Source organism: Hahella sp. NS-SX17 (assembly GCF_057367735.1).
Map to the genome: position 1 here is coordinate 1466978 of NZ_CM170632.1, position 24373 is coordinate 1491350.

General features: G+C 55.6%; 24 protein-coding genes. 10 read left to right on the forward strand and 14 right to left on the reverse strand.

What is annotated here, in order from left to right; all coding sequences use genetic code 11:
- Window positions 1-62 precede the first annotated feature (62 nt).
- A complete protein-coding gene (locus tag AC2IBB_RS06630) occupies window positions 63-965 on the reverse strand; it encodes a LysR family transcriptional regulator (RefSeq protein WP_486332105.1) in 903 nt (300 codons plus the stop codon).
- Window positions 966-1102: 137 nt separating this feature from the next.
- Here AC2IBB_RS06630 and AC2IBB_RS06635 point away from each other — a divergent pair, with 137 nt between their 5' ends.
- The 6 genes from AC2IBB_RS06635 (at window position 1103) to AC2IBB_RS06660 (ending at window position 5510) form a co-directional block, all read left to right on the forward strand.
- A complete protein-coding gene (locus tag AC2IBB_RS06635) occupies window positions 1103-1732 on the forward strand; it encodes an NAD(P)H-dependent oxidoreductase (protein WP_486332106.1) in 630 nt (209 codons plus the stop codon).
- Window positions 1733-1802: 70 nt separating this feature from the next.
- The gene (locus tag AC2IBB_RS06640) at window positions 1803-2375 is read left to right on the forward strand and encodes a TetR/AcrR family transcriptional regulator (RefSeq protein WP_486332107.1); all 573 of its coding nucleotides are present in this window, start codon (window positions 1803-1805) and stop codon (window positions 2373-2375) included.
- 1 nt (window position 2376) lies between these two features.
- Window positions 2377-3195: a GNAT family N-acetyltransferase gene (locus AC2IBB_RS06645; RefSeq protein ID WP_486332108.1), complete on the forward strand. Its 819-nt coding sequence runs from the start codon at window positions 2377-2379 to the stop codon at window positions 3193-3195.
- A 147-nt stretch (window positions 3196-3342) separates the two neighbouring features.
- On the forward strand, window positions 3343-4464 hold the full coding sequence (locus AC2IBB_RS06650) for an acyltransferase family protein (protein WP_486332109.1): 1122 nt from the start codon (window positions 3343-3345) through the stop codon (window positions 4462-4464).
- 49 nt (window positions 4465-4513) lie between these two features.
- Window positions 4514-5260: a (S)-ureidoglycine aminohydrolase gene (gene allE / locus AC2IBB_RS06655; protein ID WP_486332110.1), complete on the forward strand. Its 747-nt coding sequence runs from the start codon at window positions 4514-4516 to the stop codon at window positions 5258-5260.
- A gap of 91 nt (window positions 5261-5351) precedes the next feature.
- Entirely contained in the window at window positions 5352-5510 is a 159-nt protein-coding gene (locus tag AC2IBB_RS06660) for a hypothetical protein (protein WP_486332111.1), read from the forward strand.
- Between the two features lie 78 nt (window positions 5511-5588).
- Here AC2IBB_RS06660 and AC2IBB_RS06665 read toward each other — a convergent pair whose 3' ends face one another.
- The 10 genes from AC2IBB_RS06665 to AC2IBB_RS06710 form a co-directional block, all read right to left on the reverse strand.
- Window positions 5589-6815, reverse strand: a complete 1227-nt coding sequence (locus tag AC2IBB_RS06665; RefSeq protein ID WP_486332112.1) for a hypothetical protein — start codon at window positions 6813-6815, stop codon at window positions 5589-5591.
- Window positions 6816-6821: 6 nt separating this feature from the next.
- A complete protein-coding gene (locus tag AC2IBB_RS06670; RefSeq protein WP_486332113.1) occupies window positions 6822-7304 on the reverse strand; it encodes a CesT family type III secretion system chaperone in 483 nt (160 codons plus the stop codon).
- 150 nt (window positions 7305-7454) lie between these two features.
- Window positions 7455-7673, reverse strand: a complete 219-nt coding sequence (locus AC2IBB_RS06675) for a hypothetical protein (RefSeq protein ID WP_011395105.1) — start codon at window positions 7671-7673, stop codon at window positions 7455-7457.
- Window positions 7674-7808: 135 nt separating this feature from the next.
- On the reverse strand, window positions 7809-9311 hold the full coding sequence (locus AC2IBB_RS06680) for a CoA-acylating methylmalonate-semialdehyde dehydrogenase (protein WP_486333927.1): 1503 nt from the start codon (window positions 9309-9311) through the stop codon (window positions 7809-7811).
- A 123-nt stretch (window positions 9312-9434) separates the two neighbouring features.
- On the reverse strand, window positions 9435-10334 hold the full coding sequence (gene iolE, locus AC2IBB_RS06685; RefSeq protein ID WP_486332114.1) for a myo-inosose-2 dehydratase: 900 nt from the start codon (window positions 10332-10334) through the stop codon (window positions 9435-9437).
- 31 nt (window positions 10335-10365) lie between these two features.
- A complete protein-coding gene (gene iolD, locus AC2IBB_RS06690) occupies window positions 10366-12216 on the reverse strand; it encodes a 3D-(3,5/4)-trihydroxycyclohexane-1,2-dione acylhydrolase (decyclizing) (protein ID WP_486332115.1) in 1851 nt (616 codons plus the stop codon).
- A gap of 152 nt (window positions 12217-12368) precedes the next feature.
- Complete coding sequence (locus AC2IBB_RS06695) at window positions 12369-14291, reverse strand: bifunctional 5-dehydro-2-deoxygluconokinase/5-dehydro-2-deoxyphosphogluconate aldolase (RefSeq protein ID WP_486332116.1); 1923 nt, start codon at window positions 14289-14291, stop codon at window positions 12369-12371.
- A gap of 368 nt (window positions 14292-14659) precedes the next feature.
- On the reverse strand, window positions 14660-15670 hold the full coding sequence (gene iolG / locus AC2IBB_RS06700) for a bifunctional inositol 2-dehydrogenase/D-chiro-inositol 1-dehydrogenase (protein WP_486332117.1): 1011 nt from the start codon (window positions 15668-15670) through the stop codon (window positions 14660-14662).
- Complete coding sequence (locus AC2IBB_RS06705) at window positions 15631-16140, reverse strand: sugar phosphate isomerase/epimerase family protein (RefSeq protein WP_486332118.1); 510 nt, start codon at window positions 16138-16140, stop codon at window positions 15631-15633. The genes iolG and AC2IBB_RS06705 overlap by 40 nt, the downstream gene beginning before the upstream one ends.
- A 46-nt stretch (window positions 16141-16186) precedes the next feature.
- Entirely contained in the window at window positions 16187-17023 is an 837-nt protein-coding gene (locus AC2IBB_RS06710) for a TIM barrel protein (protein WP_486332119.1), read from the reverse strand.
- A 645-nt stretch (window positions 17024-17668) separates the two neighbouring features.
- Between AC2IBB_RS06710 and AC2IBB_RS06715 the strand changes: the two genes are divergently transcribed.
- From AC2IBB_RS06715 to AC2IBB_RS06725, 3 genes are read left to right on the forward strand one after another with little or no spacing between them, the layout of a single operon-like run.
- Entirely contained in the window at window positions 17669-18598 is a 930-nt protein-coding gene (locus AC2IBB_RS06715) for a sugar ABC transporter substrate-binding protein (protein WP_486332120.1), read from the forward strand.
- 39 nt (window positions 18599-18637) lie between these two features.
- Entirely contained in the window at window positions 18638-20185 is a 1548-nt protein-coding gene (locus AC2IBB_RS06720) for a sugar ABC transporter ATP-binding protein (RefSeq protein WP_486332121.1), read from the forward strand.
- Window positions 20186-20217: 32 nt separating this feature from the next.
- On the forward strand, window positions 20218-21267 hold the full coding sequence (locus tag AC2IBB_RS06725; RefSeq protein ID WP_486332122.1) for an ABC transporter permease: 1050 nt from the start codon (window positions 20218-20220) through the stop codon (window positions 21265-21267).
- 93 nt (window positions 21268-21360) lie between these two features.
- On the opposite strand, the gene AC2IBB_RS06730 is transcribed toward AC2IBB_RS06725, so the two are convergent.
- Window positions 21361-22392: a LacI family DNA-binding transcriptional regulator gene (locus AC2IBB_RS06730; protein WP_486332123.1), complete on the reverse strand. Its 1032-nt coding sequence runs from the start codon at window positions 22390-22392 to the stop codon at window positions 21361-21363.
- Between the two features lie 14 nt (window positions 22393-22406).
- Window positions 22407-22868 carry a thioesterase domain-containing protein gene (locus tag AC2IBB_RS06735; RefSeq protein ID WP_486332124.1) on the reverse strand — a complete coding sequence of 154 codons (462 nt, stop codon included), beginning with the start codon at window positions 22866-22868 and terminating at the stop codon, window positions 22407-22409.
- Between the two features lie 211 nt (window positions 22869-23079).
- Between AC2IBB_RS06735 and AC2IBB_RS06740 the strand changes: the two genes are divergently transcribed.
- Entirely contained in the window at window positions 23080-23535 is a 456-nt protein-coding gene (locus tag AC2IBB_RS06740) for a hypothetical protein (RefSeq protein ID WP_486332125.1), read from the forward strand.
- A 15-nt stretch (window positions 23536-23550) separates the two neighbouring features.
- Here AC2IBB_RS06740 and AC2IBB_RS06745 read toward each other — a convergent pair whose 3' ends face one another.
- Entirely contained in the window at window positions 23551-24354 is an 804-nt protein-coding gene (locus AC2IBB_RS06745) for a substrate-binding periplasmic protein (RefSeq protein WP_486332126.1), read from the reverse strand.
- Window positions 24355-24373: the final 19 nt, after the last annotated feature.

Below are 24373 nucleotides of genomic sequence, written 5' to 3' on the forward strand. Positions count from 1 at the left end.
CATCGCATGCCGCCTGACTAACCCTTTCAGATTCTGCATGACGACCTTGCAGTCATGCGATCTTAACTGCGCAAATGCTCAGCCAAGTAATCAATGACGGCTTTGACGCGTTTAATCTTCGCTTTGTCTTTTGAGTAAACCAGATACATGCCATTTTCAAACCGGTTGGGTGTGATGGCGTAGTTTGGCATCAGGCGTATCAATTCGCCGCGTTTCACTGAGTTCAATACGCCATGATCCGCCAGCAGGCCGATGCCGCCGTGGTTCAACGCGCAGTGCAGGATGCTTTCGGTATTGTTAGTGAGCAGATAAGGGCTTTGCATGGCGATGCGTTGTTGCGACGCGCCATCATCAAAGATCCAACTGCTGTGCGGCGATGAAAACCGGTAGGCGAGCAGACGATGCTCATGCAGATCTTTGGGATGTATGGGCTCACCGTATTTCTCAATATATTGGGGTGAGGCTATCAGCCAGAATTCGTAGACGCCGAACTTTTTCGCCAACAGGCGGGAGTCGTTCAGTCTGCCGAAGCGAATGTAGATATCATGCAGTCCTTCGTTGGGATCAATGACGCGGTCATCGCAATCCAGAATCACCGTCAGATCGGGGTAATGGTCCCTCAAGCCCGCCAGAGCCGGGGCGATAAAATAAGAGGCGAACCACCAGGGAGCGGACAGACTCACTCTGCCGCCCACTTCCTCTTTTTGCTGGCGCAGACAATCACTGACTTCATCCAGAGAGATGACCAGCGGCGCCGCCTCTTCATACAAACGCTGGCCCTGCTGGGTCAAGGCCACCATGCGGGTGCTGCGGGTGAACAGCGCCACATTCAGCTCTTTCTCCAGCTCTGTTATCTGTCGGGACACGGACGATGCGGACAAATGCAACTCGGCGGAAGCCTGGGCGAAGTTCAAATGTTTGGCGACGGACAGAAAAACGCGGAGGGCATGCAGGGATCGGATCATTGTTGCGAATATTCAAAGTATGAAAAAGATAATTCGAGATTAAACAATAATGCCCGCCTCGCTAATCTACAACCTGTTTATATAGCCAAGGCGCCATGAGCTATGAATGGCGGCGCCGAATAACAGGAGCATGACGGATGAATAAGGTATTGATTGTAAATGGAGCGGAACCTAAAGCCGGTGTGGCGGGTGGAAGCTATAACGATGGTCTGGTCAAGGTCGCGGAAAAGACGCTGCAACCCTTTGCAGAAGTGCGAACCTCGCAAGTCATCAGCGGCTATGACATCGCTGAAGAACAGCAAAAGTACCAATGGGCGGATTTGATTATTCTTCAGTTTCCCGTGTACTGGTTTTCCGCCCCCGCGGCGTTAAAGCGCTACATCGACGATGTGTATGGGCATGGCGTTTTCTTCGCCGGCGCAGAGCGGTATGGCGAGGGTGGTTTACTCAAAGGACGACGCTACCTGCTTTCCACCACCTGGAACGCTCCGGAAAGAGCCTTTCACCCCGAGGGAGGCGTGTTGGCCGGGCTGGCGGCGGATCAAGTGTTGACGGCGATGCATATCACGCAGAGGTATGTGGGCCTTACCCCGTTGGAAAGTTTCGCCGCGTTTAATGTCATCAACGAACCCCGCTTCGAATACTGGGCGGAGCGCTGGCGGCGTCATATCAACTCACTCTATTCGTCACCTTCCTTTGCGGCGTTGAATGGCCCCTCGCCGCAAAAAATTAGGCTGAATCAAGTTGATATAAGCACATCAGCTTGACAGAAATGATGTCGCGCCTCATTATCTTAACTGACTGGGTGGTCAGTTAAGATGATTAATGGGAGGTTTGGTGAGACCGCAGACGGGAAGAATAAAGCTACTGCAGGCGGCAATGACGCTGTTTGAAGCAAACGGCTACTTCGCCACAACGATTGAGCAAATCTCGCAGCAGGCTGGAGTTTCCAAAGGACTGACATACAACTATTTCAAGAGCAAGGAAGAGCTGCTCATCGCCTTGGTGGAAGACGCTACCAGTAGAATGGCGTCGGTATCCTCTGAGTTGTCGGAAGAACGCAGTGCTTCTGAGTCTGTCGCTAGTTTCCTGAAGGTGTTTTTTACGTTTCTAAAAACGGAAAAGACTTATCTAAAGCTCCAGCTAACCATTCTGCACACACCCGAGTTGCGCAAAATTGTGGACGCCGCCGCGAAGCAGCGAGCGGAAATGCTGCTGAAACAGGTGAGCCGTTGGATGAAGGATTTGGGGGTTGAGAAAAGTCGCGATAACGCCCGAATCATCCTGGCCATGCTGGATGGCGTCGCCCTGCATTATTTATCGATCTACGACAAATATCCGCTCGACGCCGTGCAGAAGCAGCTCACGCGAAACATATTGGATCTCTGTCGCCAACATAAGGATGAGTGACATGCTGAAAATTACGTCTATTGAAAACAATGACTCCCTGACGCCGCTAAAAATCGCCTATCTGAAGGGGTGCGCCGCCCCTCTCGATGGCATGTGGTTGAACGGGTTCCTGCCTTTTTCGCAGCATCTTGGCTTGTTCGACGGCGGTGCGCTGACGGGATACGCCTGCGTCAACAGTGAGGGGTATGTATTGCAGCTTTTTCTGCCATCCAGCCACCAAAACCAGTACGCGCCAACATTGCGCCGCATTCTCGAACAGGGTGGAAAAGGCTATTCAAAAATTGCAGGAGCTTTTGTCAGCACTGCTGAGCCTGCATATCTATCGGCGTGCCTGGATGTGTTCAACAGTTTTCAAGTGAATGCATTGATGTACGAATACGACGTTAACGTCACAGCGACGCAGAGTGTGTCAGACCTACTGCCGATGGCGTTCGCCAGCAACGAACAGCTCTCAGAGTTTGTGGCTTTTACCGCGCATAATATTCAAGCGCCGGAGGAGTGGCTGAATTATTATCTAGGGGGCTTGATCGAGCGCAGGCAACTTTTGGGCTACTGGCGGGAAGGCGAATTAGTCGCCAGTGGGGAAATGAGGCATGATCCGATCTTTCAATCCGATTGTGTGGATATTGGCGTGATTGTGGCGCGGGAGCACAGAAAACAAGGCATCGCTGAAAAAGTGATCCGGACCTTGGCCTCCCGAATCAGAGAAACCCAGCGACGTCCCATTTGCTCTACAGAAAGAGAAAATATCGCAGCACAGACAGCCATCGCCCGGGCGGGATTTGTCTCCAGGAACAGAATTGTGCGGTTTGACGTCTGACTTCATCAGTAGAAGTTCAGATCTGATCTGTCCACAGAGGCTTCGCTTTCGTTATGGTGTCGCGTCGCTGGATGAGTTTGCCAAACCTGGTCCTTCTGTTGATCGCCGAGTGCTGCTTTTGTTTTTGATTGAGAAGGATTGATTCGAATGGCGCATGAACGGCTTGGAAATATTGATGCAATGAGAGGTATTGCTGCTTGTTTGGTGGTTTGGCAGCATAGCTCGGAAGTTTTCACTCAAATTCCTGATATCGCCGCTCATGGCGTCTTTCTCGCTGATCTGGCCTGGTCTATTGATCTGGGGCGCGTTGGCGTGGTTTGTTTTTTTCTCATTTCAGGGTTTGTGATTCCCTATAGCTTCTCCGCGGGCCATGGGGCTTTGAAACAGTTTGGCGTGCGTCGCTTTTTTCGACTCTATCCGGCCTATTGGGTTTCTATCCTAAGTGCTTTGGCTCTGGCTTATTTGCTTTCAGGAAAAATATACCCGTCTGAAAATATCGCCGCCAACTTGACCATGTTGCAGACCTTTTTTGCGGAGCCTCATATTCTGGGCGTGTATTGGACTCTGCAAGTTGAGGTGGTGTTTTATGGGCTCTGCGGACTTCTCTTTTTCTCGGGTGTGCTCCATGATCGTTTCTATCAGCTTAGCTTTTGTTTTCTCGCGCTAAGTACGTTTTGCGTGCTCTCGATAGCGACAAAAGTTAGTCCTGCGTTTGCTGAGGTGAATAAGGAGCTGATTTATATTCCTTACGCCCTGTCCCTCATGATGACCGGGACTATCTTTAGGACGCTGCTAACCAAGACTTTATCGCCTCGCGACATGACGATGCTGCTAACCGGGCCGGTATGCGTACTTGCGGTTCCAGTACTGACAGGGGGACTTCATCTTTTAGGGATGGATGTTAACGGCCAGCCTGTACGATTCGCTGCGGGACATATATTGGGCGTAGCGTTATTTTTGGTGGGGTATAAACTGTTCAACACAGCTCCTCCTGTCGCTATCTGGTTAGGGATGATCAGTTACTCAGTGTATCTCTTTCATCCCTTGGCGATAAAACTGGTCGCCACGCTAAGGACGCAGAGCTGGGCTTCAGATGTCGCATCTCTGCATATGGGGGTCTATATGTCAGCGTGCATTATCATCACTGTTCTGATGGCGTATTTCTCATACCAATTAGTGGAGCGTCCAAGTATTCGGCTTGGTCATATACTGTCGCACAAGTACAGACGGCAGCAGCCTGAGCAGTGCGCTGAAAGTGTGGTGAATTGAGACTGAATTGAACGTGTTACCGAACAATAGAACAAGATAAGGCGAAAAAATGTCCCTGACCGGCGCTACCCGCAGCAAACTATCCCGTAATTATTCCCTGATGTGTCCCGACTCTCACGTGCCGTTGAACTTGCCGCAGTGGAAAAACTGTCAGGTGATTTATACGGCGTCTCCGGAGATGGGGGCGAAGTTCTGTCAGTTTCTGGTGAATATGAAAGCTGGCGGCAGTTTTTGTTCGGAGAGCCCATCGGATGAATTTCTGTTGCTGGTGTTGGAAGGCGCAATAGAACTGACTTTTGGCGGCGCCACACACCGCCTGCAGCAGGACGGCTTCGCGCACTTGCAGGCGGGCGAGCGCTTTGAGTTAAAGAATTCTGACGACACAGGACGGATCTTGGCTTTCCAGAAAAAGTACGCGCCTGTGCCTGGGTCGACCGGGACTGTCTCATCTTTTGTCAGCTCCCTGACGCAAACTGCGGCGAAGCCGTTTCTCGGCGATGACGGCGCCTTACTGCAAACCTTGTTACCCGAGGATTCGGCATGGGATTGGGGCGTCAATGTATTTGAGTTTCAACCCGGCGCCACGTTGCCCATCGTGGAAATGCATTTCATGGAGCATGGTCTGTATTTTCTGCAGGGGCAGGGCGTTTACCGTCTGGGAAGCGACTGGCATCTGGTGGAGCAGGGCGATGCGATCTGGATGGGGCCTTATCTGGAGCAATGGTTCGCCGCGACGGGCAAAGTCTCCAGCAAGTATATTTACTACAAGGAAATGAATCGGGCGCCGGGGTTGTAATATGCGGCGTTCGCTGGAGATTTTGTATTTAAATCTCCGCTCGCATCAGCCATTATGGCGCAAGACTTTCTACTGTTTTCGAGAACCTTTGATGTTAAAAAAACTGCTGTTTCTTGTCGGGTGCGTGTTAGCCATTGTTGTCGCCTGGTGGGCGTTCAAACTGATCGGCAAGCTGGTGTTCTTTGCGGTGCTGGCCATTGGCGCTTACTTCCTGTGGACCAAGGTTATCAAGCCCAGTTCAGGTGGGTGAAAGTCACTACGGCTGTCGGTATTTTTCTCGGGAAGCGGTTCGAAGAACGCTTCCCGAATGTGCTATTTGTCTGCCTGATTAGTGATTCGCTTTGTGTTCACTCTCAGAGTCGCTGCTGTTGTGCTCTGAGTCTGTATCGGTCGACCCATTTATAACCTGGTGAGATTGCGCGTTAATCTGGCCGTTCAGCAGGTTATTTACTGTGGTGTCGACGTTACTTTTGCTTCCCAGTGCGCCTTCGGAAATGCCTTGAATACCTGGAAACACGACGCCCGGTCGGTTGCTGGCGCGGTGCAGGTAAAGCTCTCCGCTTTCCCCGAAAGGCGAATCCTGCAATGAGGCGGCGGAGCGTTCAACATGATCGCACACGGCGCAGGGGCGTTTTACCCCCGCTACGGGGATCAACAGCGGCCCTTCACTTTTATCTGAAGGCAAATTCTTGGCGAGATAGTCGTAAAGAGATTGCTCTGCGTGCATACAGGCTTTGCCTTCATCGTTCTTTTTAGTGCCGCCGTCAACCAGAGACTTGTTTTTATCTGGATGCACTTGGCTATCGACCACTTTCACATATTGCTTGATCTGGCTATCATCGCCGCTTTGTAGCGCCTTGGCTGCATTTTGAATGGTATCGAGAATGGGTCCTACCTGCTGCTTAACTCGCCCTGCCTCCGCGTCCGACATTTGACGTCCCAAGTCATTGGCGGACACCTTTTCAGTCTGCGTGGCGGCTGCGCTCTTAAATTTGGCGAAGCCACTGTCATCAAGTAATTGGTTTGAGATGTTTTGTCGGTGACGGTCGTTGCGTTCATTGCCCGTTATCTTGTCAAGGTCTTGAAAAGACGCTTTCAACCCTTCAAGCAACCCGGCTGTATTTTTATTGCAACTGATAAGCAGCTTGCCTTCATGAACCGTCGCCTGGACTTCCACTGCGCCTTTGGTATTTTCCAGCGCCAGGGTGGAGATCCACCTTAACGCCTGGTTTGTGGTATTGAGCCCTTCATATTTCTTGCTCCCGGCGCTCTCCTGCAAACCATGCGCTTCTGCTCTTGCATTATTATGTGCGTTGGCGTCGTCCATATTGATGCGGACTAGAGGAACGTCACTGGGTGTGCTTCCGGTAAGGCGGCTGCTGTTGGTAAGCGGTGTGGAGGAGGTGGAGGCCATGGAGGTTCCAGTCTGCTGGGTCGTTTCCTGGCCAAGACTCATGGTTCGCGGATGGTTTTGCGAAGTTGATGACGACTGTTGGGTTGCAGCGGTATCGATGTGATGAACGCCGCTCTGTTGGTTAACGCCGCTGGTTTGCATGGTTCTCTAGCCTCTGATCATGTGCATGGGGTTAGGAGATGGCGCTTTGGGCCTAGGGGCTGGAGCCTGCCCGGTTGGCGCTTCATGTTGATAGTCGGCTATCACGGCGCGGAAGTGCACGGCGGTTTCAATGAAGTTTTTGAGTATGTTGGAAAACAGTATGGCGGTCAGCCCCTCTATTTCCTGTACAAAGCTCAACGCCAATGAGCGCTCCTCCGGGTTGACGCTGATCGCCGCGCCTTTGGTTCGTAGGCCAGGGAAGCTGTACTCAAGGACTTTAATTAACGCATTAGAGCTAAGCTCATCCAGGGAAACTAAGTCGCTTAGAAATACCAGTTGATTCTGATCGTCGGGAAGGAACAGCGTTATGACTGTGTCGCTGACATACTGAAATCCACAGACATTTTCTTCGTTAAGTTGAAACTCTGGGAGATCATTTATTTGAGAAAACTCTTTTAAAAGTGCATTGATTCTCTGCTTGGGATTCATATTCCAAACCTTCGTTAAGGGGTTTGAGGGCGTGAAATGAGCTAATGCTAACTACACCTGATATATCGTTTGGTAACGACGGCGGTGATGAAGTTGCATTAACAAGCAGAGAGGTAGCGGAAGAGGGTAAGCAGAATGGAGGCGGACGGCTCAGTCATTAGCGTCCGTTTTATTTCCTTGTTTCTCGGCTGTGTTCGCATCAAATGTATAAAACAACTGCCAATAGCAGTAAAGCGCTGCGCCGCTGGCGATCATGCCCCACAGAGGCTCGCCGGTAGCCCATTCCAGCGTCGCCCAGAACAAGCAGAACACTGTAATTGCTACGCGTCTCCATACGGGGCGGAAGAATTCCAAATCTCGTTGCTGCATGGGCGTTGTCTCTGTATTCCGGGTGGTGAGTTGACGCGACGTTTCGGGTAAACGTCGACGGGACGGATAGTTTGCAGTATCCCGGAATGGTTGGCCAGTCCGGGATACTTAAAACTTATACCCGCCAGGAAGCGTCTACTTCATCGTCGGCATGGAAAACTCGGCGCCGGCGCGGAGGCCTGTTGGCCAGCGGCTGGTGATGGTTTTCATGCGTGTGTAGAAGCGTACGCCGTCCGGGCCGTGCATGTGTAGGGGGCCGAACAGGGAGCGTTTCCAACCGCCGAAGCTGTGGAAGGCCATGGGGACGGGGATGGGGACGTTGACGCCGACCATGCCGACCTGGATTTCTTCGCAGAACTGACGGGCGGTGTCGCCGTCGCGGGTGAAGATCGCGGTGCCGTTGCCGTATTCGTGTTCATTGATCAGGCGAATGGCCTCCGCGTAGCTGTCGACGCGCACTACACACAATACCGGTCCGAAGATTTCCTCTTTGTAGATGCGCATGTTCGGCTTCACATGATCGAACAGCGTGGGGCCGACGAAATATCCTTTCTCATTGCTGGCGCAGACGAAGTCGCGGCCATCGCGAATCAGCGCGGCGCCCTCTTCGATGCCCGAACCAATATAACTGCGCACCTTGGCGGCGTGTTCTTTCGACACCAGCGGTCCCATGTGGGCTTCTTCCGGCAGGCCCAGACCGGGACCGACGCGCATGCTATCGATTTCGCTTTGCAGGCGGCTGACCAGAGTGTCCGCCACCTCATCGCCCACACAGACCGCGACGGAGATCGCCATGCAGCGCTCCCCTGCGGAACCGTAGGCGGCGCCTACTAATGAGCCGACGACCTGTTCAGGATCGGCGTCCGGCATGACCACCATGTGGTTTTTAGCGCCGCCGAGAGCCTGCACCCGCTTGCCATGCGCGGACGCGGTGGCGTAGATGTATTCGGCGATAGGCGTGGAGCCGACGAAGCTGACCGCCTGCACGCGCTCGTCGGTCAGCAGCACGTCGACGGCTTCTTTGTCGCCGTTCACCACGTTAAAAACGCCGTCGGGCAGGCCGGCTTCTTTCAGCAGTTCAGCCAGACGCAATGGAACTGACGGGTCTTTTTCCGATGGCTTCATCACAAAGGTATTGCCGCAGGCGATCGCCACCGGGAACATCCACATGGGCACCATGGCCGGAAAGTTGAATGGAGAGATGCCGGCGCAAACCCCTAAAGGCTGCATCAGGCTGTAGCTGTCGACGCCACGGCCCACATTGAGACTGTGCTCGCCTTTTTGCAGGTGCGGAATACCGCAGGCGAATTCGACGACTTCCAGGCCCCGCACCAGTTCGCCCTGGGCGTCGGAGAATACTTTACCGTGCTCCAGCGTGATTAACTCCGCCAGTTCGTCAGCGTGCTTCTCCATCAGCTCCTTGAATTTGAACATGACGCGAGCGCGGCGCAGCGGCGTGACTTCCTTCCAGCTGGCGAACGCGGTTTCCGCCGCCGCGATGGCAGCGCGGGTTTCGTCAGCGCTGGACAGGGCGACGTTCAGGCGTTGCTCGCCGGTGGCGGGGTTAAAAACCGGACCGACGCGGCCCGAGGCGCTGTCGCAACGAACGCCGTTGATGAAGTTACCAAGAGTTTGCATGTCGAATACCTTTTTCATTTGCTGCGGCGCGCCTGCGCAGAGGCGCGCGTCATCGGAGATGCAGGGCCCATGCCGGGCCGGATTTTGCTATTTGTCTGCCTGATTAATAGGGGATAGTGGCGGTTATTCCGATAGCGTAATGCCCGCCTCGGCGCATAGCCGCTTCAGGTTGTTGGCGCCCAGCGTGGCGTAGGTCAGCGGATGGGCGACGGCGGGGTCCTGTTCCGCTTCCACCACCAGCCAGCCTTTATAGCCGCTGGCTTGCAGGCCTTTGAACAGGGTCGCATAGTCAACGCCGCCATCGCCGGGAACCGTGAACACGCCGTTGAGCACCGCATCCAGAAAACTCAGATCCCGGTTTTTGGCGTCCGCCAGCACTTGCATGCGAATGTCTTTGCAGTGCACATGGTTGATGCGATCCGCGTGGCGTTGCTGCACCGCAATGGGATCGCCGCCTGCGTAGGTAAGATGCCCGGTGTCGAGCAGCAGGCCCACGGAGTCGCCGGTGTTGGCCATCAGCGCGTCGATCTCTTCTTCGGTTTCCACCACGGTGCCCATGTGATGGTGATAGGCGATTTTAACGCCTTGCTCCAGACAGTAATCCGCCACTTGCGTCAGCTTGGCGCCGAAGGTTTCCCACTGGTCTTCCGCCAGACGTGGACGGTGAGACACTGGCGTGCTTTGATCGCCATGCACGCAGCCTGTGACCTCGCAATACACCATCGCCGTAGCGCCAAGGGATTTCAGCAGATGCAGGTGATCCTGAATGGCGGCGATTTCCGCTTCCACGCTGCGCTCCAGCAGTTGGCCGCTGAACCAGCCGGACACCAGACGCAGTCCGTGATGGTCCAGAATCGGTCCCAGCGCTTCCGGCGTGCGCGGGAACTTGTGGCCCAGCTCAAAGCCGGCGAAGCCCGCCTGTTTGCCTTCGCTGAGGCACACTTCCAGCGGCGTGTCGCCGCCCAGGGAGGGCAGGTCGTCGTTAGTCCAGGTCAGAGGGTTGATGCCGATACGTACGCTCATGAGAAGTCTCCAGATATTCCGCCAAAAGTGATTACAGATTTTTGAACTGACGAGCTTTGAAGCTCTCGTAACGGCGGCGGGCCTCTTCGACCTGCGGACGTTCGGATACTTCCGCGACCGCCACGTCCCACCAGGCCCCGCCGTCTTCAGTGACTTTCAGGGGATCGGTGTCGATAGCGATCAGATAACTGATGTCGGACGCCTTGGCGCGCTCCAGGGCGGCCTCCAGCTCCTTGATATTGCGCACGCTTTCCGATTTGGCGCCCAGCGCGGCGCCGTGGGCGGCGAAGTCGATTTTGGGTGCGCCGCCGTCAGTGGTAAGGCAATCGTCCAGCAGGTTATTGAAACCGGGACCGCCGCAGGCTTGTTGCAGACGATGAATACATCCAAAGCCACGGTTATCCAGCACCACAATGATGATTTTCTGCCCCAACATGACTGAGGTGGCGATTTCGGAATTGAGCATCAGATAAGAGCCGTCGCCGACCATGACGAACACTTCCGAATCCGGCTTCGCCATTTTGGCTCCGACCCCTCCCGCCAGCTCATAACCCATGCAGGAATAGCCGTACTCCAGGTGATAGCCTCTGTCATAGCGGGTGCGCCAGAGCTTTTGCAGATCCCCCGGCAGACCGCCAGCGGCGCAAACCACAATGTCTTTTTCTCCCGCAGCGCGATTGACCGCGCCGACCACTTCTGCGTCCGTAGGCAGGGCCTCCTGATGATCGGCGGTGGCGTTGTCCACGGACTTATGCCACTGCGCGCGTAAGCGTTCTGCCTTTTCAATCCACTCTCCGTCGGGGCGCCAGTCGCCCAGAGCATCCTGCAATTGCGCCAGCGTCAGTCTGGCGTCGCCCACCAGGGGCTGCCCCTTGTGTTTGACGGCGTCAAAAGAGGCGACATTGATGCTTAGCAATCTGGCGTCGGGGTCAATGATCGCGCGGGAACCGGAGGCGAAATCGCCCAGACGCGTGCCGACGGCGATGATCAGATCCGCCTCCGCAGCGAGCGCATTGGTGGAGGCGGCGCCGGTGACGCCCAGCGAACCGATGTTTTGACGATGATCCCAGGGCAGGGCGCCTTTGCCCGCCTGGGTCTCCCCTACAGGCAATGCATAAGTGCAGGCCAGGCTGTCCAGCTCCGCCAGCGCGCCGGAGTAATGCACGCCGCCGCCGGCGACCAGCAACGGCTTTTTCGAGGCTTTGATCATGGCGATGGCGTCAGCCAGCTCTGTGGCGTCCGGCGCCTGACGACGCAGGCGGTGGATTTTCTCCGCAAAGAAACTTTCCGGGTAATCAAACGCCATGGTCTGCACATCCTGCGGCAGCGCCAGCGTCACCGGTCCGCACTCGACAGGGTCGGTTAAGACACGCAAGGCCTGCGGCAACGACGCCAGTAATTGTTCAGGGCGAGTGATGCGATCGAAGAAACGGCTCACCGGTTTGAAGCAATCGTTGGAAGTCAGGGTGTAGTCGTGGAAGTTCTCCACCTGTTGCAGCACCGGGTCGGGAATGCGGGTGGCGAAGGTGTCGCCGGGCAGGAACAGCACAGGAATGCGATTGACATGCGCCACGGCGGCGGCGGTCACCATATTCACCGAGCCGGGTCCGGCGGATGCAGTGCAGGCCATCATCTGACGACGATTCTGCGTCTTGGCGTAGGCGATCGCAGCGTGGGCCATGCCCTGTTCATTGTGGGCGCGATAGGTGGGAAGCGCGTCGCGCACATGATGCAGCGCTTCCCCCAGACCGGCGACGTTGCCATGGCCGAAGATCGCCCACATCCCTGCGAATAAAGGTTTGATTTCGCCATCCACGTCGACCTTTTGCGCGATCATATATTTTATCACCGCCTGCGCCATGGTCAGTCTTATTGTTTTCATTCGGCTTAGCCTCTCGTCTTTGCTGATCCGGATCTTGGTCCGTTCGCCATCTCTGTCTGTTTCACGGGAGACAGGACCTGACCTGTGCAGTTCCTGTCGTTGCAGACAAATAGAAGGAAGCTATTTGTCTGCCTGATTAATAAGGTAATCGTCTAGGGCTGCAGGCTGTTGCGTTGCTTCCAGCAGGCGACCAGCTCCAGGTAATTGACGGCGACTGCGTCGATCAGCTCCTGGTCGTTGAATTCGCCGCGCAGCCACTTGCGGCTGGGGACGCTGAAAATTGTGCGACCTACGGCGAAACCTTTGCAGATATCGAAGCCGGCGCTGTCCATAAAGCCTTTTTTCAGTTCTTCCGCCGGCGCGTCCAGACCCAGCATCACCACGCCGCGGCAATGGGGAGAGCGTTGTGCGATCAGGTCGCTGATGCGGCGCCAGTTGGCGGGCGATTGCGGCGGCAGTTTCCACCAGTCCGGTTTGACGCCCAGGTTGTAGAAGCGGGCCATGGCGTCGATATAAACATTGTCGGTAACGTCCTGGTCACGAGGCGGAATCAGCTCCAGCAGCATTTCATGACCGGAGTCGCAGCAGGCTTTGTACAGTTCGCGCACCTGACGCTCCTGCGCCATGCGCAGGTCGATGCAGTCTTCCGGGTGGTAGAACACCAGGCATTTGACGATATGCTCTTTGGGCCAGGTTTTCAGGCGCGCGCTCACGCTGCGGCCGCCTTCCAATTCCAAGGGGCGTGAGCTGGGAAACTCCACCGGGCGACCAATCCACCAGCCGCGTCCACTGACGTCATTGAGCGCGTCCTGTCCATAGGTGTCGTCAACCAGGACGCCGACCTGACTGTCGCCAATGCCTTTGGCCCCCAACTCCGTCGCTTTTACCAGCAAGCGTTTTAGCTGCTTGATGCGGGACAGGTCTGCGCCTTCTTCCCGGGCCATGTCGAACAGTTGCTTGCGATGATCAAAAGCCAGAATGCACAGGTCGCTCCACTGGGCGCTGTTGCGCTGGGTGGTGACCCGATGCAGATAGTTCAGCCGTTCGTCCAGATCCGGACGGGGAATGGATTGCGCCCGCGCCATATAGTCATCCAGCTCTTCCTCGCTGGGAATAGCCGGGGCGCAGCCGTGCCGGGACACCACCAGAGCGCCGCAGGCGTTGGCGTAGGCGCAGCAGCGCTCATAGGATTCGCCGCGCAGCCAGCCGCGCAGAAAACCGCTCATGAAGGCGTCGCCGGCGCCGAGCACATTGAGCACGTCCACGCGCACGCCGGAATGCACCTCGAAGGCCTCCGCGCTGGCGGGAATTTCGCCGTCAAGCACGGTGCAGCCCTGGGCGCCCAGTTTCAGGACGATGGTGGCGCCGGTCAGCGCGCGAATCGCCTGCAGGGCGGTGATAGTGTCCGTGCTGCCGCCGGCGATGTGCACTTCTTCCTCGGTGCCCACAATCAAGTCGAAGTGGGGCAGGATGCTTTGCAAATGCCGGGTGACGCCTTCGCTGGAAATAAAGCGGGTTTCGCCATCGCCGAGGCTGGTCAGGCCCCACAGCACCGGGCGGTAATCGATATCGAGAATCCGCCTGGCGCCGGCGGCTTTTGCATATTCCAGCGCCGTCATGCTGGCGAAGTAAGTCTGATCCGTGGAGAAGTGGGTGCCGGTGATCAACAGAGCCTTGGAGGAAGCGATAAATTCGGGGGTGAAGTCACCGCTGTCCACCGCCATGTCGGCGCAGTCGTTGCGATAGAAAATCAGTGGAAAGGTGTCTTTATCTTTGATGCCGAGAAGCACCAGACCGGTCAGACGTTCTTTGTCGGTGACCACATGGCTGACATCGACGCCGGCCCGCGCCAGTTCTTCACGCACGAAACGACCCATGTGTTCGTCGCCGACGCGGGTCAGCATGGCGGATTTCAGGCCCAGGCGGGCGGTTCCATATGCGATGTTGCCGGAGGAGCCGCCGAGGTATTTGGCGAAGCTGCTCATGTCTTCCAGTCGGCTGCCGATTTGTTCGCCGTAAATGTCGACGGCGGCTCTGCCGAGGCAGATCAGGTCCAGAGTTTTGTCTGTACTCATATTATTGTTTATCTCCCGTGGCCGGGAACTGCGGCTCCCATAACCATACATCGAATTCCCCCGGCCTGTCTCCGTACTGACGCAGACATCGCCGACATTTCATTTTCTCAAAAGAATAGAATAAAAATTCCATAATGACAATAGATGGAAAATACTTTCTTTTTTACGAGGAGAATGGGCCGTAAGCCCTGGCGCAAGCGGCGCAAAACTTAAGTAAGGCGATCTCCCTCAGCATCGTGGAGATGAACTTTTATCGGTGAAGTAGGTGGAACAGGGAGGATTTCTAACGCTCTGTGGAATAAATATTCCAATAGGGCGAGGCCTTGAGCCCAACCGGGCCCAAGGCGCTATGCCGGGTAAGAGTGACGTCAGGCGTAGAAAGCGGGACGAGTAGGCATTTCAATGGTTTCAATACGCCCGCTGTCTTGAGCCGTGATGCAGGCGTCTGCGGCGACGGCGGCGGCGAATCCATCCCAGGCGGAAGGGCCGCTGAGCGCGCCGTTCTGGATATCCTTGATAAAGACTTGCAGCTCGCTGTCGTAGGCGTCGATAAAGAGCTGTTTCCAGTCTGTCAGCACCTGGGTGTAATGCATGGCGTCTTTACGCATCAGCAGGCTCTGCGGCTCCGGCAGATTGGCGATGCCTTCCTCACCGACCACCGCGCATTGAATGTCATAGCCATAACGGCAATTTACGAAAATCTCCACATCAATGCGCACGCCTTTGCGAGTCTCCAGCAGCACGATCTGGGGATCGGCCACTTTACTGTGAGCGTGCCGGGTTTTGCGGGGAAACACGACCTGCGCGCTGACGTAGTCGTCATCCAGCAGCCAGCGCAGCACATCCAGTTCATGAATGAGGGTGTCATGTATCGCCATGGGCGTAACGTAAGATTCCGGGACGGAGGGATTGCGATGAGCGCAGTGAATCATCAAAGGCGCGCCGATTTCGCCAGCGTCGATGGCCTGTTTCAACTGTCGATAGCCGCTGTCATAGGGACGCATAAAGCCAACCTGGACCAGCCGTTTACCGGCGTTGATCTCTGCGTCCACGATATGACGGCATCCGTCTGCGGTGGTGGCAAGCGGTTTTTCACAGAAGACGTATTTTCCTGCGGCGATCGCTGAGAGCACAAACTCTTCATGAGTCGGTCCCCAGGAAGTGACGAGGACAGCATCGACATGCTCGGCGTGAATCAACTCATGGCCGTCGCGATATACCTGAGCCTTTAACTTGAGCCCGTCTATCAGGGCGTGGGCCTGCTCAGGATTGACGTCGGTGACGGCGACTACCTGCGCGCCGCTTAATGTATTTGTGATGCGGCGGGCGTGATCCGTTCCTATGGCGCCGGCGCCGATAATTCCGATTCTAAGAGACATGATTGCATTATCCTCTTTGTAGCTTTGTAGCCGTTAATGCCAGTATTTATCGACATGGCGCGCCAGAAGGCGTTCTCACAGGCTTCCGGCGTGTGCAGGCCGATGTGATCGGCGGCGGAGCGTTCAGGAGAGCCGCCGCGGCCGAATTCGGAAATGAGCAGATCGCAGTCCATCTCCACCGCTATCTGAATGGTTCGCTTCCAGTTGTCCATGGCGACTTCCCATTCATCCGGGTAAGGACTGGACCAGCGGTACATGGGCTGCAGGGAGGCCAACGCGACGCCGTGGTCGCGCATGGCTTTTTTGAATGATTGCGCTCGCTCCGGGTAAACCCGGGGGCGTGTCCACCATTGCAGGAAATCCGCCCGCGGCGACAGTTCGATATAGTCGTATCCCAACTCCCGGGTCAGACGACATATGGCAGGCAGCGGTAAATGACGATGCATGTAAGGATCAAGGGCTATTTTCATCAGGACGCCTCTTGTGTTCGGTGATGTAAAAGTCCTGTCGGAAGCGTTATTGGGCGAGCGCCTGCCGGATGTACGCCATGCTCTCTTTCACGGCGTTGAGCGGGTCCGCAAGACTCCACACGGTTTCGGAAAAGGGTTCGAAGGAGATGGGACCGCGATAGCCGGCGACCAGCATTTGTTGAAGCTGCTCGACATTGCCCAGCCTGTCTTTGGAGCCGACCAGTACGCGGTCGCCGTCCAGCATGTCGGTGAAGTTGAGCGCGGGATCTTCAACGCCGGATATGTGGATCAGTCCGGTGCGTTGGGGATACAGGCGCTGCTCGCCCGCGCCGCGATGATGGAAGGTGTCATGGAGCAACTGAAAGCAATCCGCCCCATCTATGGCGTCAATGGCCGCCAATGCTTCCTGCTTAAAACGCAGAGAGGAAACGGGGAACCCAAGCGGCTCGACGTAGCCTTGAAGGCCATGTGGCTCCAGTATTTCCTTTAACGCCTGCAGCGCTTGGCGAAGTTCTTTGTCTTTGCTGGCGCTGGGTTCTACCTGGGTTCCATCGTTTAAGGGGCACAATACCAGCGCTTTGGCGCCGCAGGCGGCGGCCAGGTGCGCCAGCTCCTTCGCTTGTGCGACGCGTTCGTCATTCCAGATATTGAAAGGGTAGAGGGCGTTGACGCTAAGAACCTCAATGCCCATTGCCGCGGCCTTGGCGTTAACGGCTTTAGCCTGTTCAAGGTTGGTGAGGCTGTTGTCGCCTATATCGTTGCGCAGTTCAACGGCGTCGACACTTAGGGACGCGGCGGCGTCCAGCAACGCAAGCGGCGTGAGGGATGGGCATACCATGTGATTCAACGCGAAACGAAGCAAATCGGGAGAGGGATGGGACATAGTCGGTTTACCCTGTTGTTGTTATCTGTGTGCGTCGGGGACGTCACTATTGACGTTACTGTGGTCCTTAACTTGCGCGTGACCTTGCAGGTCGGCGGCGCTCAGGACTTGTGCGAAAAAATTAAATCGTCCCTCGTCTGGGCGTCAATCAATCCCATCACTGAGACATCAAATCACCTCAAAAAACATCATTTTTGAAAAAAGGCAGGGCGAATCCTGAGGTGATTACATCAATGGGAGAGTGTTGCAGGTTGTGAGCGCTCGGCGGCAGGCCGTTTTAGAGGAAAGTCAGTCCATATGAAACTGCGATGAAATAAATATTCCGTTTATAGCGAGCCGTCGCCGCGGCCTTTATACGGCGGGGGCTGAGGGAAAACGCTCAGGGGTGCGGAAAAAGGGTTGACAAATTGGGGCAGCGGGTGCAAATTGGAATATATGTTCCATCGTATAAATATCTGGAATAAAAATCTCGATATCAAGGAGTCGGAACTGCACTGAGGCGAAACGGCGGCGGTTAGATCTGTGGCCTATGCGGACGCACAGAAAATGACCACAATACGCGTTGCGCCGATGTGATTCAAACCGGAACCAACAATAAAAAAGTGAGTGCAACGGGTACTCGAAATCAAAGAGGATAATTATAAGATGAAAAAGTTAGCCTTGAGTGTCTTGGCGTCAGCCATGTTTGCCGGCTCCGTTGCGGCCGCTGATCTTAAAATTGGCGTATCCATGGCTGTATTCGATGATAACTTCCTGACCGCTTTGCGTAACGGCATTGAAACCGCCGCTAAGGATAAAAGCGTAGATGTACAGATTGAGGACGGTAAGAACGAAGTCGGCACGCAACTCAATCAGATTCAGAACTTTATTGCGTCAGGCGTGGACGCCATCATCGTCAACCCTGTCGATACCGACGCCACCGTGTCCATGAGCAGCGACGCGGAAGCCGCCGGCATCCCCCTCATTTATGTCAACCGTCAACCTATCAACGTTAACCAGCTTCCGGACAATCAGGCGTTTGTCGCTTCCAATGAAGAAGTGTCCGGCACCTTGCAGACGGAAGAAGTGTGTCGTCTGTTGGGCGGCAAGGGTAATGTGGTGGTCATGATGGGAGAGCTTTCCAACCAGGCCGCGATCCAGCGCACAAAGGATATTCATGACGTTATCAAGCGCAAAGAGTGTTCCGGCATAAAGGTCGTTGCGGAGCAAACCGCGGAGTGGTCGCGTCTGAAAGGCAATGATCTGATGACCAACTGGCTATCCGCCGGGCTGGAGTTTGACGCGGTCATCTCCAACAACGATGAAATGGCGATCGGCGCCATCCAGGCGTTGAAAGCGTCGGGACGCAAGATGGACTCCGTTGTCGTCGCTGGCATCGACGCCACCCCTGATGCGCTGGCCGCCATGAAGTCGGGCGATCTGGACGTCACGGTGTTCCAGAGCGCCAAAGGCCAGGGCGCGGGCGCGGTTGACGCCGCCGTTCGTCTCGCCAAAGGTGAAAATGTAGATCAAAAAGTCTGGGTGCCTTTTGAGCTGGTGACGCCGGCTAATCTGGATAAATACCTGAGCAAGTAAGTCGATTTTCCACCTTAGGCAATGCGGAGGGATTGCGTTATGACTAGCGCATCAGTAGTGGAGGCGGTGTCTGTGAACAGCGCAATTCCCCAACATCGCAATTACGAATACGTGCTCGAAGTAGCCAATGTCCGTAAAGAGTTTCCCGGCGTGGTGGCTCTGGACAATGTCTCCCTCAGGATTCGTCCCGGGACGGTGCATGCGTTGATGGGGGAGAACGGCGCGGGCAAGTCGACGCTGATGAAGATTATCGCCGGCATTTATCAGCCCGACAAAGGACAAGTGTTGCTGCGCGGCGAACCGGTGCGGCTGGAAAAGCCGCTGGACGCACAGGAAGCCGGCATCGCCATGATTCATCAGGAGCTGTTGCTGATGAATCCCATGACCGTGGCGGAAAACATCTGGATTCGCCGCGAACCCAAGGGCCGCTTTGGCTTGATCGATCATGATGAGATGCGTCGACGCACTCAGGCGCTGTTCGACCGTCTTAACATTAATCTTGATCCAGAAGCGGAAATCAGCGAGCTGTCGGTCGCCAACCGGCAGATGGTGGAGATCGCCAAAGCGGTGTCTTTCAATTCCGACGTGCTGATCATGGACGAGCCGACGTCGGCGATCACCGAGACCGAAGTCGCCCACCTTTTTGACATTATTCGCGATCTGCGCGCCAAGGGCATTGGCATCGTTTACATCACCCATAAGATGAATGAGCTGTTCGAAATCGCCGATGAGTTTTCGGTGTTTCGCGACGGCCAGTACATCGGCACGCATCTGTCCTCCAACGTCACTCGCGACGACATCATTCGCATGATGGTGGGGCGGGAAGTGTCGCAGATGTTTCCCAAAGAGGAAGTGTCTATCGGCGATGTGGTGTTGTCGGTGAAGAACCTGAGCCGCGAAGGCGTATTCCGTAACGTCTCCTTTGACGTACGCGCGGGCGAGATCGTCGGCTTCGCGGGACTGGTTGGCTCTGGCCGTTCCAACGTCGCCGAAGCCTTATTTGGCGTCGCCCCCGCCGACGGCGGCGCGATTCAGATCAACGGCGAGTTCGTGCAGATTAAATCTCCCAACGAAGCGATTCAGCATGGCATGGCGTTTCTCACGGAAGACCGTAAGGAGACGGGCTGCTTTCTGCCTTTGACCATTCAGGAAAACATTCAGTCGGCGGTGCTGCATCAGAACTTCGTCAAGAAAGGCTTCGTGGCGGAAGCGGAACTGGCGAAAGAGGCGGTGGAGATCTGCAATAAGTTGCGGGTGAAAACGCCGGGCATGGACGAAGTGATCGAGAACCTGTCAGGAGGCAATCAGCAGAAGGTGCTGATCGGCCGCTGGCTGTTGACCCATCCGAAAATTCTGATTCTGGATGAGCCTACGCGGGGCATCGACGTCGGCGCCAAAGCCGAAATACACAGCCTGATCACCCAGCTGGCCCACAAAGGCGTGGCGGTGGTGATGATTTCCTCCGAGCTGCCGGAAATACTCGGCATGAGCGATCGGGTCGTGGTTATGCATGAAGGGCGCGTCACCGGCATTCTGGACCGGGCGGAAGCGGATCAAGTGAAGATTATGGATCTGGCGGCGCAGTAAACCGCTAGTGACTAATATTGAGAGAGGTTGAAATGGCAACGACAACAACGAGTGGTCCCATGTCGACGGATAACGGACGCCTGACTCCCGCGTCAAAGAAACGCATGCCCCCTGAACTGAGCATTTTGATGGTGCTTTTCGGCATCGCCGCCTTGTTTGAGGTGCTTGGCTGGTTCATCGTCGGGCAGAGCTTTCTGGCCAACATGAGCCGTCTGCAGATTATTATTCTTCAGGTGTCGGTGATTGGCATCATCGCCGTCGGCGTCACCCAGGTCATTATTACCGGCGGCATTGATCTGTCTTCCGGTTCGGTGGTGGCGATGACCGCCATGATTGCTGCGACTTTCGCCCAGGACAGCAACTGGCCCAAGATTATTTATCCCGCGCTGGTGGACATGCCTTTTGTCGTGCCTCTGGCGGTAGGGTTGACGATTGGCGCACTGGCCGGCTTCATCAACGGCTGGCTGATTACCAAAACCAAAATTCCTCCTTTCATCGCCACTCTGGGCATGATGGTGTCGGCTCGCGGCATTGCGCGCTGGTACACAGACGGCAGCCCGGTTTCCGGTTTCACTGAAAGCTTCACCATGCTAGGCAGTGGCCTGGGACGCTGGGCGCCGGTAGTGGTGTTTCTCCTGGTCGCGGCGTTTTTCCATGTGGTGATGCGCTACACCCGTTTCGGCAAGTTCACTTACGCCATCGGCGCTAATCCCCAGGCGGCGCGGGTTTCCGGCATCAACATCGACGCGCACCTGATCAAGGTCTACATGATTGCGGGCCTGCTGGCGGGACTGGCGGCGATGGTGGCGATCGCACGCATCAAAACCGCGCAGGCGGGCATGGGATTGATGTACGAATTGGACGCTATCGCGGCGGCGGTAATCGGCGGGGTGTCGTTGTCCGGCGGACGCGGACGCATCACCGGGACGGTTATCGGCGCGTTGATACTGGGCGTCATGCTGTCCGGATTCACTTTCCTGAGAGTGGACGCCTATTATCAGGACATCATCAAAGGCGCCATTATCGTGTGCGCGGTGGTGGTGGATCAGCACCGGCAGAACAAACGCAAGAAGACCAGCTGACCCGTCGCAACGATTAGGATACGGCCATGAAAAAGCCCGACGCGAAAAGCGTGCGGGCTTTTTCTTTTGGCTTTTCTTTTGATTCTGGCGGCGCTAAATGTTTTCCAGAATATGGAGCTCCGGGGCCAGCAGGACCGGCGCAAAGCGTTGTTCGCCTTTGGCGTTGAAAGCGCGCACGAACAAGGCCAGGGTTTCAGCGGCCAAACGTTCCACCGGCGTGGCGATCACCATGTCCACCAACCCTTCGTTAAGGGCCTCTCGGGTGCTGGGCGTCAGCTCATTGCAGACCACCACCAAATCGCGGTCAGGAGCTTCGCTGCGTAGTGCGGAGATCATCCCCGCCATGCCGCCGCCGGCGCTGTACAGCGCCACCAGATCAGGATGCGACGCCAGCACATTAGCGGTGGCCTCGGCGGCGAGGCGGTCTTCGTCGAGATTGAGGATTGGATCAAGCAGACGGAAATTGCGGCCCAGCTCGCGAAAGTAGCTGATAAAGCTGATCTCGGATATTTCCTGATTCAGGTAGCGATGGCTGCCCAGCAGTATCCCAACCTCTCCCTCTTTCTTCGCCAATCGTGAAATCGCCCAGGCGGCGCTGCGTCCCACTTTGCGGCTATCCAGACCGAGATGCCCGGCGCAGGCCTGAGTGGAGAGTTGCGACAGCAGGGTGATGACGGGTTTGCCCCGGGCGGCCAGTTGCTCGATGACCTGGTTGATCGAGCGATGGTCTAACGCCACCAGCGCCACCGCGTCCGATGCTTCCGCTACCTGCCGCAGTTGTCCTGCGATGTAGGCGGGGGCGACTTCGTCCATGAAAATCAAATGGGCCTGGATCTGATAATCCCGCTGCCGCGCGGCGGCGTTGACCAGCGCGGTTCCCAGCGCCTGATAAAAGGCTTCGGCGCTGCGTTGCAGCAGCAGTGTGATGGTTTTGCGGGGTTTGGTTTCCTGAAAGCGTTTTTTCAGTAATCCGGAGGCGTGGTAGCCAATATCCTCAGCCGCCAGCAGCACTCGTTGCGCCGTCGCTTCTCGCACTTTGGAGCGGTTATTCAGCACCCGGTCCACGGTGGCCGGGCTGACCCCTGCGGCTTGGGCGAGATCGGTGATCGTTGGGCGTTTGGACATGGCTCCGCGCCGCCTCAATCCGCCTTCAGCGCCACATAACGTCCGGTGAAGCGTACCGCTGTTTCGCCGTCCGCAAGAATCTCCGCCACCAGCTCCCGACGCGCTTTGCCCCGTTGCTGGTAAATGCTGACGAACTCATCCACCTGCTGCGGCTCCGCGAAGGCGCAGCGCACGGCTAAACGCTCTGATCGCAGCGGCTTGAGAAATTGAATCTGGCTGTCCTGAATCACAATATCGCCCTTGAGGTCATGAGACTTCAGGGTCAGAGTCAGCAGACCCCAGCCGGACAGTACGCACATGGAATACAGACTGCCGCCGAACGCAGTCGCCTTATCGTTAATGTTGTTCTCCAGCGGCGCCGACAGCGCCAGCGCCTGTCCGTCATACTGATCGACGCGTAACGCCATCGCACGGGTAAGAGGAATCTCATCATCAAAAATACGTTGCAATTGCGCAACTAAAGACGCGTCACTCATAGCGTTTCCTTGGCGTAGTTGGATGTAGGCTAGGGGGTATTATAATCAGGGGACGCAGGCGGAAACCTATCCATTCGTAGTGGATAGAGGCGACTAGGTTATAAAAGTGAGAGAAGTCTCATGTCAATGAGTGGGCGTATTGGCTTTAGGTTGTATATCTGACGGAACCCTATTTGTCAGCAAAGATCATTGAAAAGCAAGGTGAAGAGGGATGGTGGATGTCGAATTCTACTTCAACATCTGGTCGAGCATCGATGAGAAGAGTTTAGTTACGCAGATTGAGAACGTGCTGGGCATAGCGTTTGAAAGATCTGAGGTTGGCTACGCGGAATCAAGTGTGCTGGGGGCTCGGTTATACTTTGGAACGACGTCAGGTCTGGAAGACTGCCCTGAAACGCCATTTTCCAAATATCGCTTTGTCATTGGTTCTGACTCAAAGTCTGTATTGACGCGATCGATGATTATTGGCGTGATAGCATATGTTGCCACACTATTGTTCAAGTCAGGCGTTGCTCAAAGCGGCATGATGGTTTATGACGGTCAGGCGCTACTGGATAAGTGGTCATTTAATAGTAAAAGCGAAGCTTTTGATGAATTGGACCGGAGTACGAAGTGTTTCGACCAATATATCGGAACATTGATTCGAATGTGTGGGAGTGTTCTGTAAAAAGTAGGGCTATGGCTATAACCCTTCCTCCCGCACTTCCTCGCTGACTAAACGATATTGTCCTTCTCGGGATTCGCGGAGGTATTGCTCAATTTTACCCTCTGCATGCAGTTGCTGCAGCCCATCATTGAAACGCTTCAGGCGTTCGACGCTTTCCGGTTTTTCCATGGAGAACAAGAGATGCATGGTGGTCAGCGGTTTTAGCGGATGCGGGTGGTGAGTGATTCTCTTGGCCTGCTCCGTTGGGAACAGGTCGCGAAGCTCGGCGTAGCCTACTTCCACGTCGGAGGGGAAAATATCGAGCCGCCCCGCCAGCAGTTTACGCCAGTTCAGCTCGTCGGAGTGCACCCACTCAATTTCAAACACCCCTTCTTTGGATGCGTTTACAAACTCTTCACCGTAGTGATAACTGTTGGTGCCGCCGACTTTCAGGGAGCGTAAGTCGTTTAAGTCGCTCCACTCAAACGCCCTGGTTTTGAGGTGAAAAAACACATAGCCGTACCTGCCGATAGAATCGCTGTAGTAGTGATTCGCTTCCCGCTCTGGTTTGTGGCTCCAGGGAAAGGACGCGTCCGCCAATCCCTGTTCCGACATCAGTAAAGTGCGTTTCCAGGGAAAGAATTGAAACACGACTTCATCTCCCGCCGCTGCGAACGCCTCTTTGACAATGCGAGCGGTGACGCCATAGTGCTTTAGTTGCGGCGACACGTAGGGAGGCCAGTCGCCAGTGGCGACGGTCAGTGTTTCCGAGGCGACCGGCGTGGCGATCAACATCAGGCTGAAAAAGCTGGCGAGGGCGGTCGGGGAAAACGCGGACATGAGCATGCACCTGCGACGT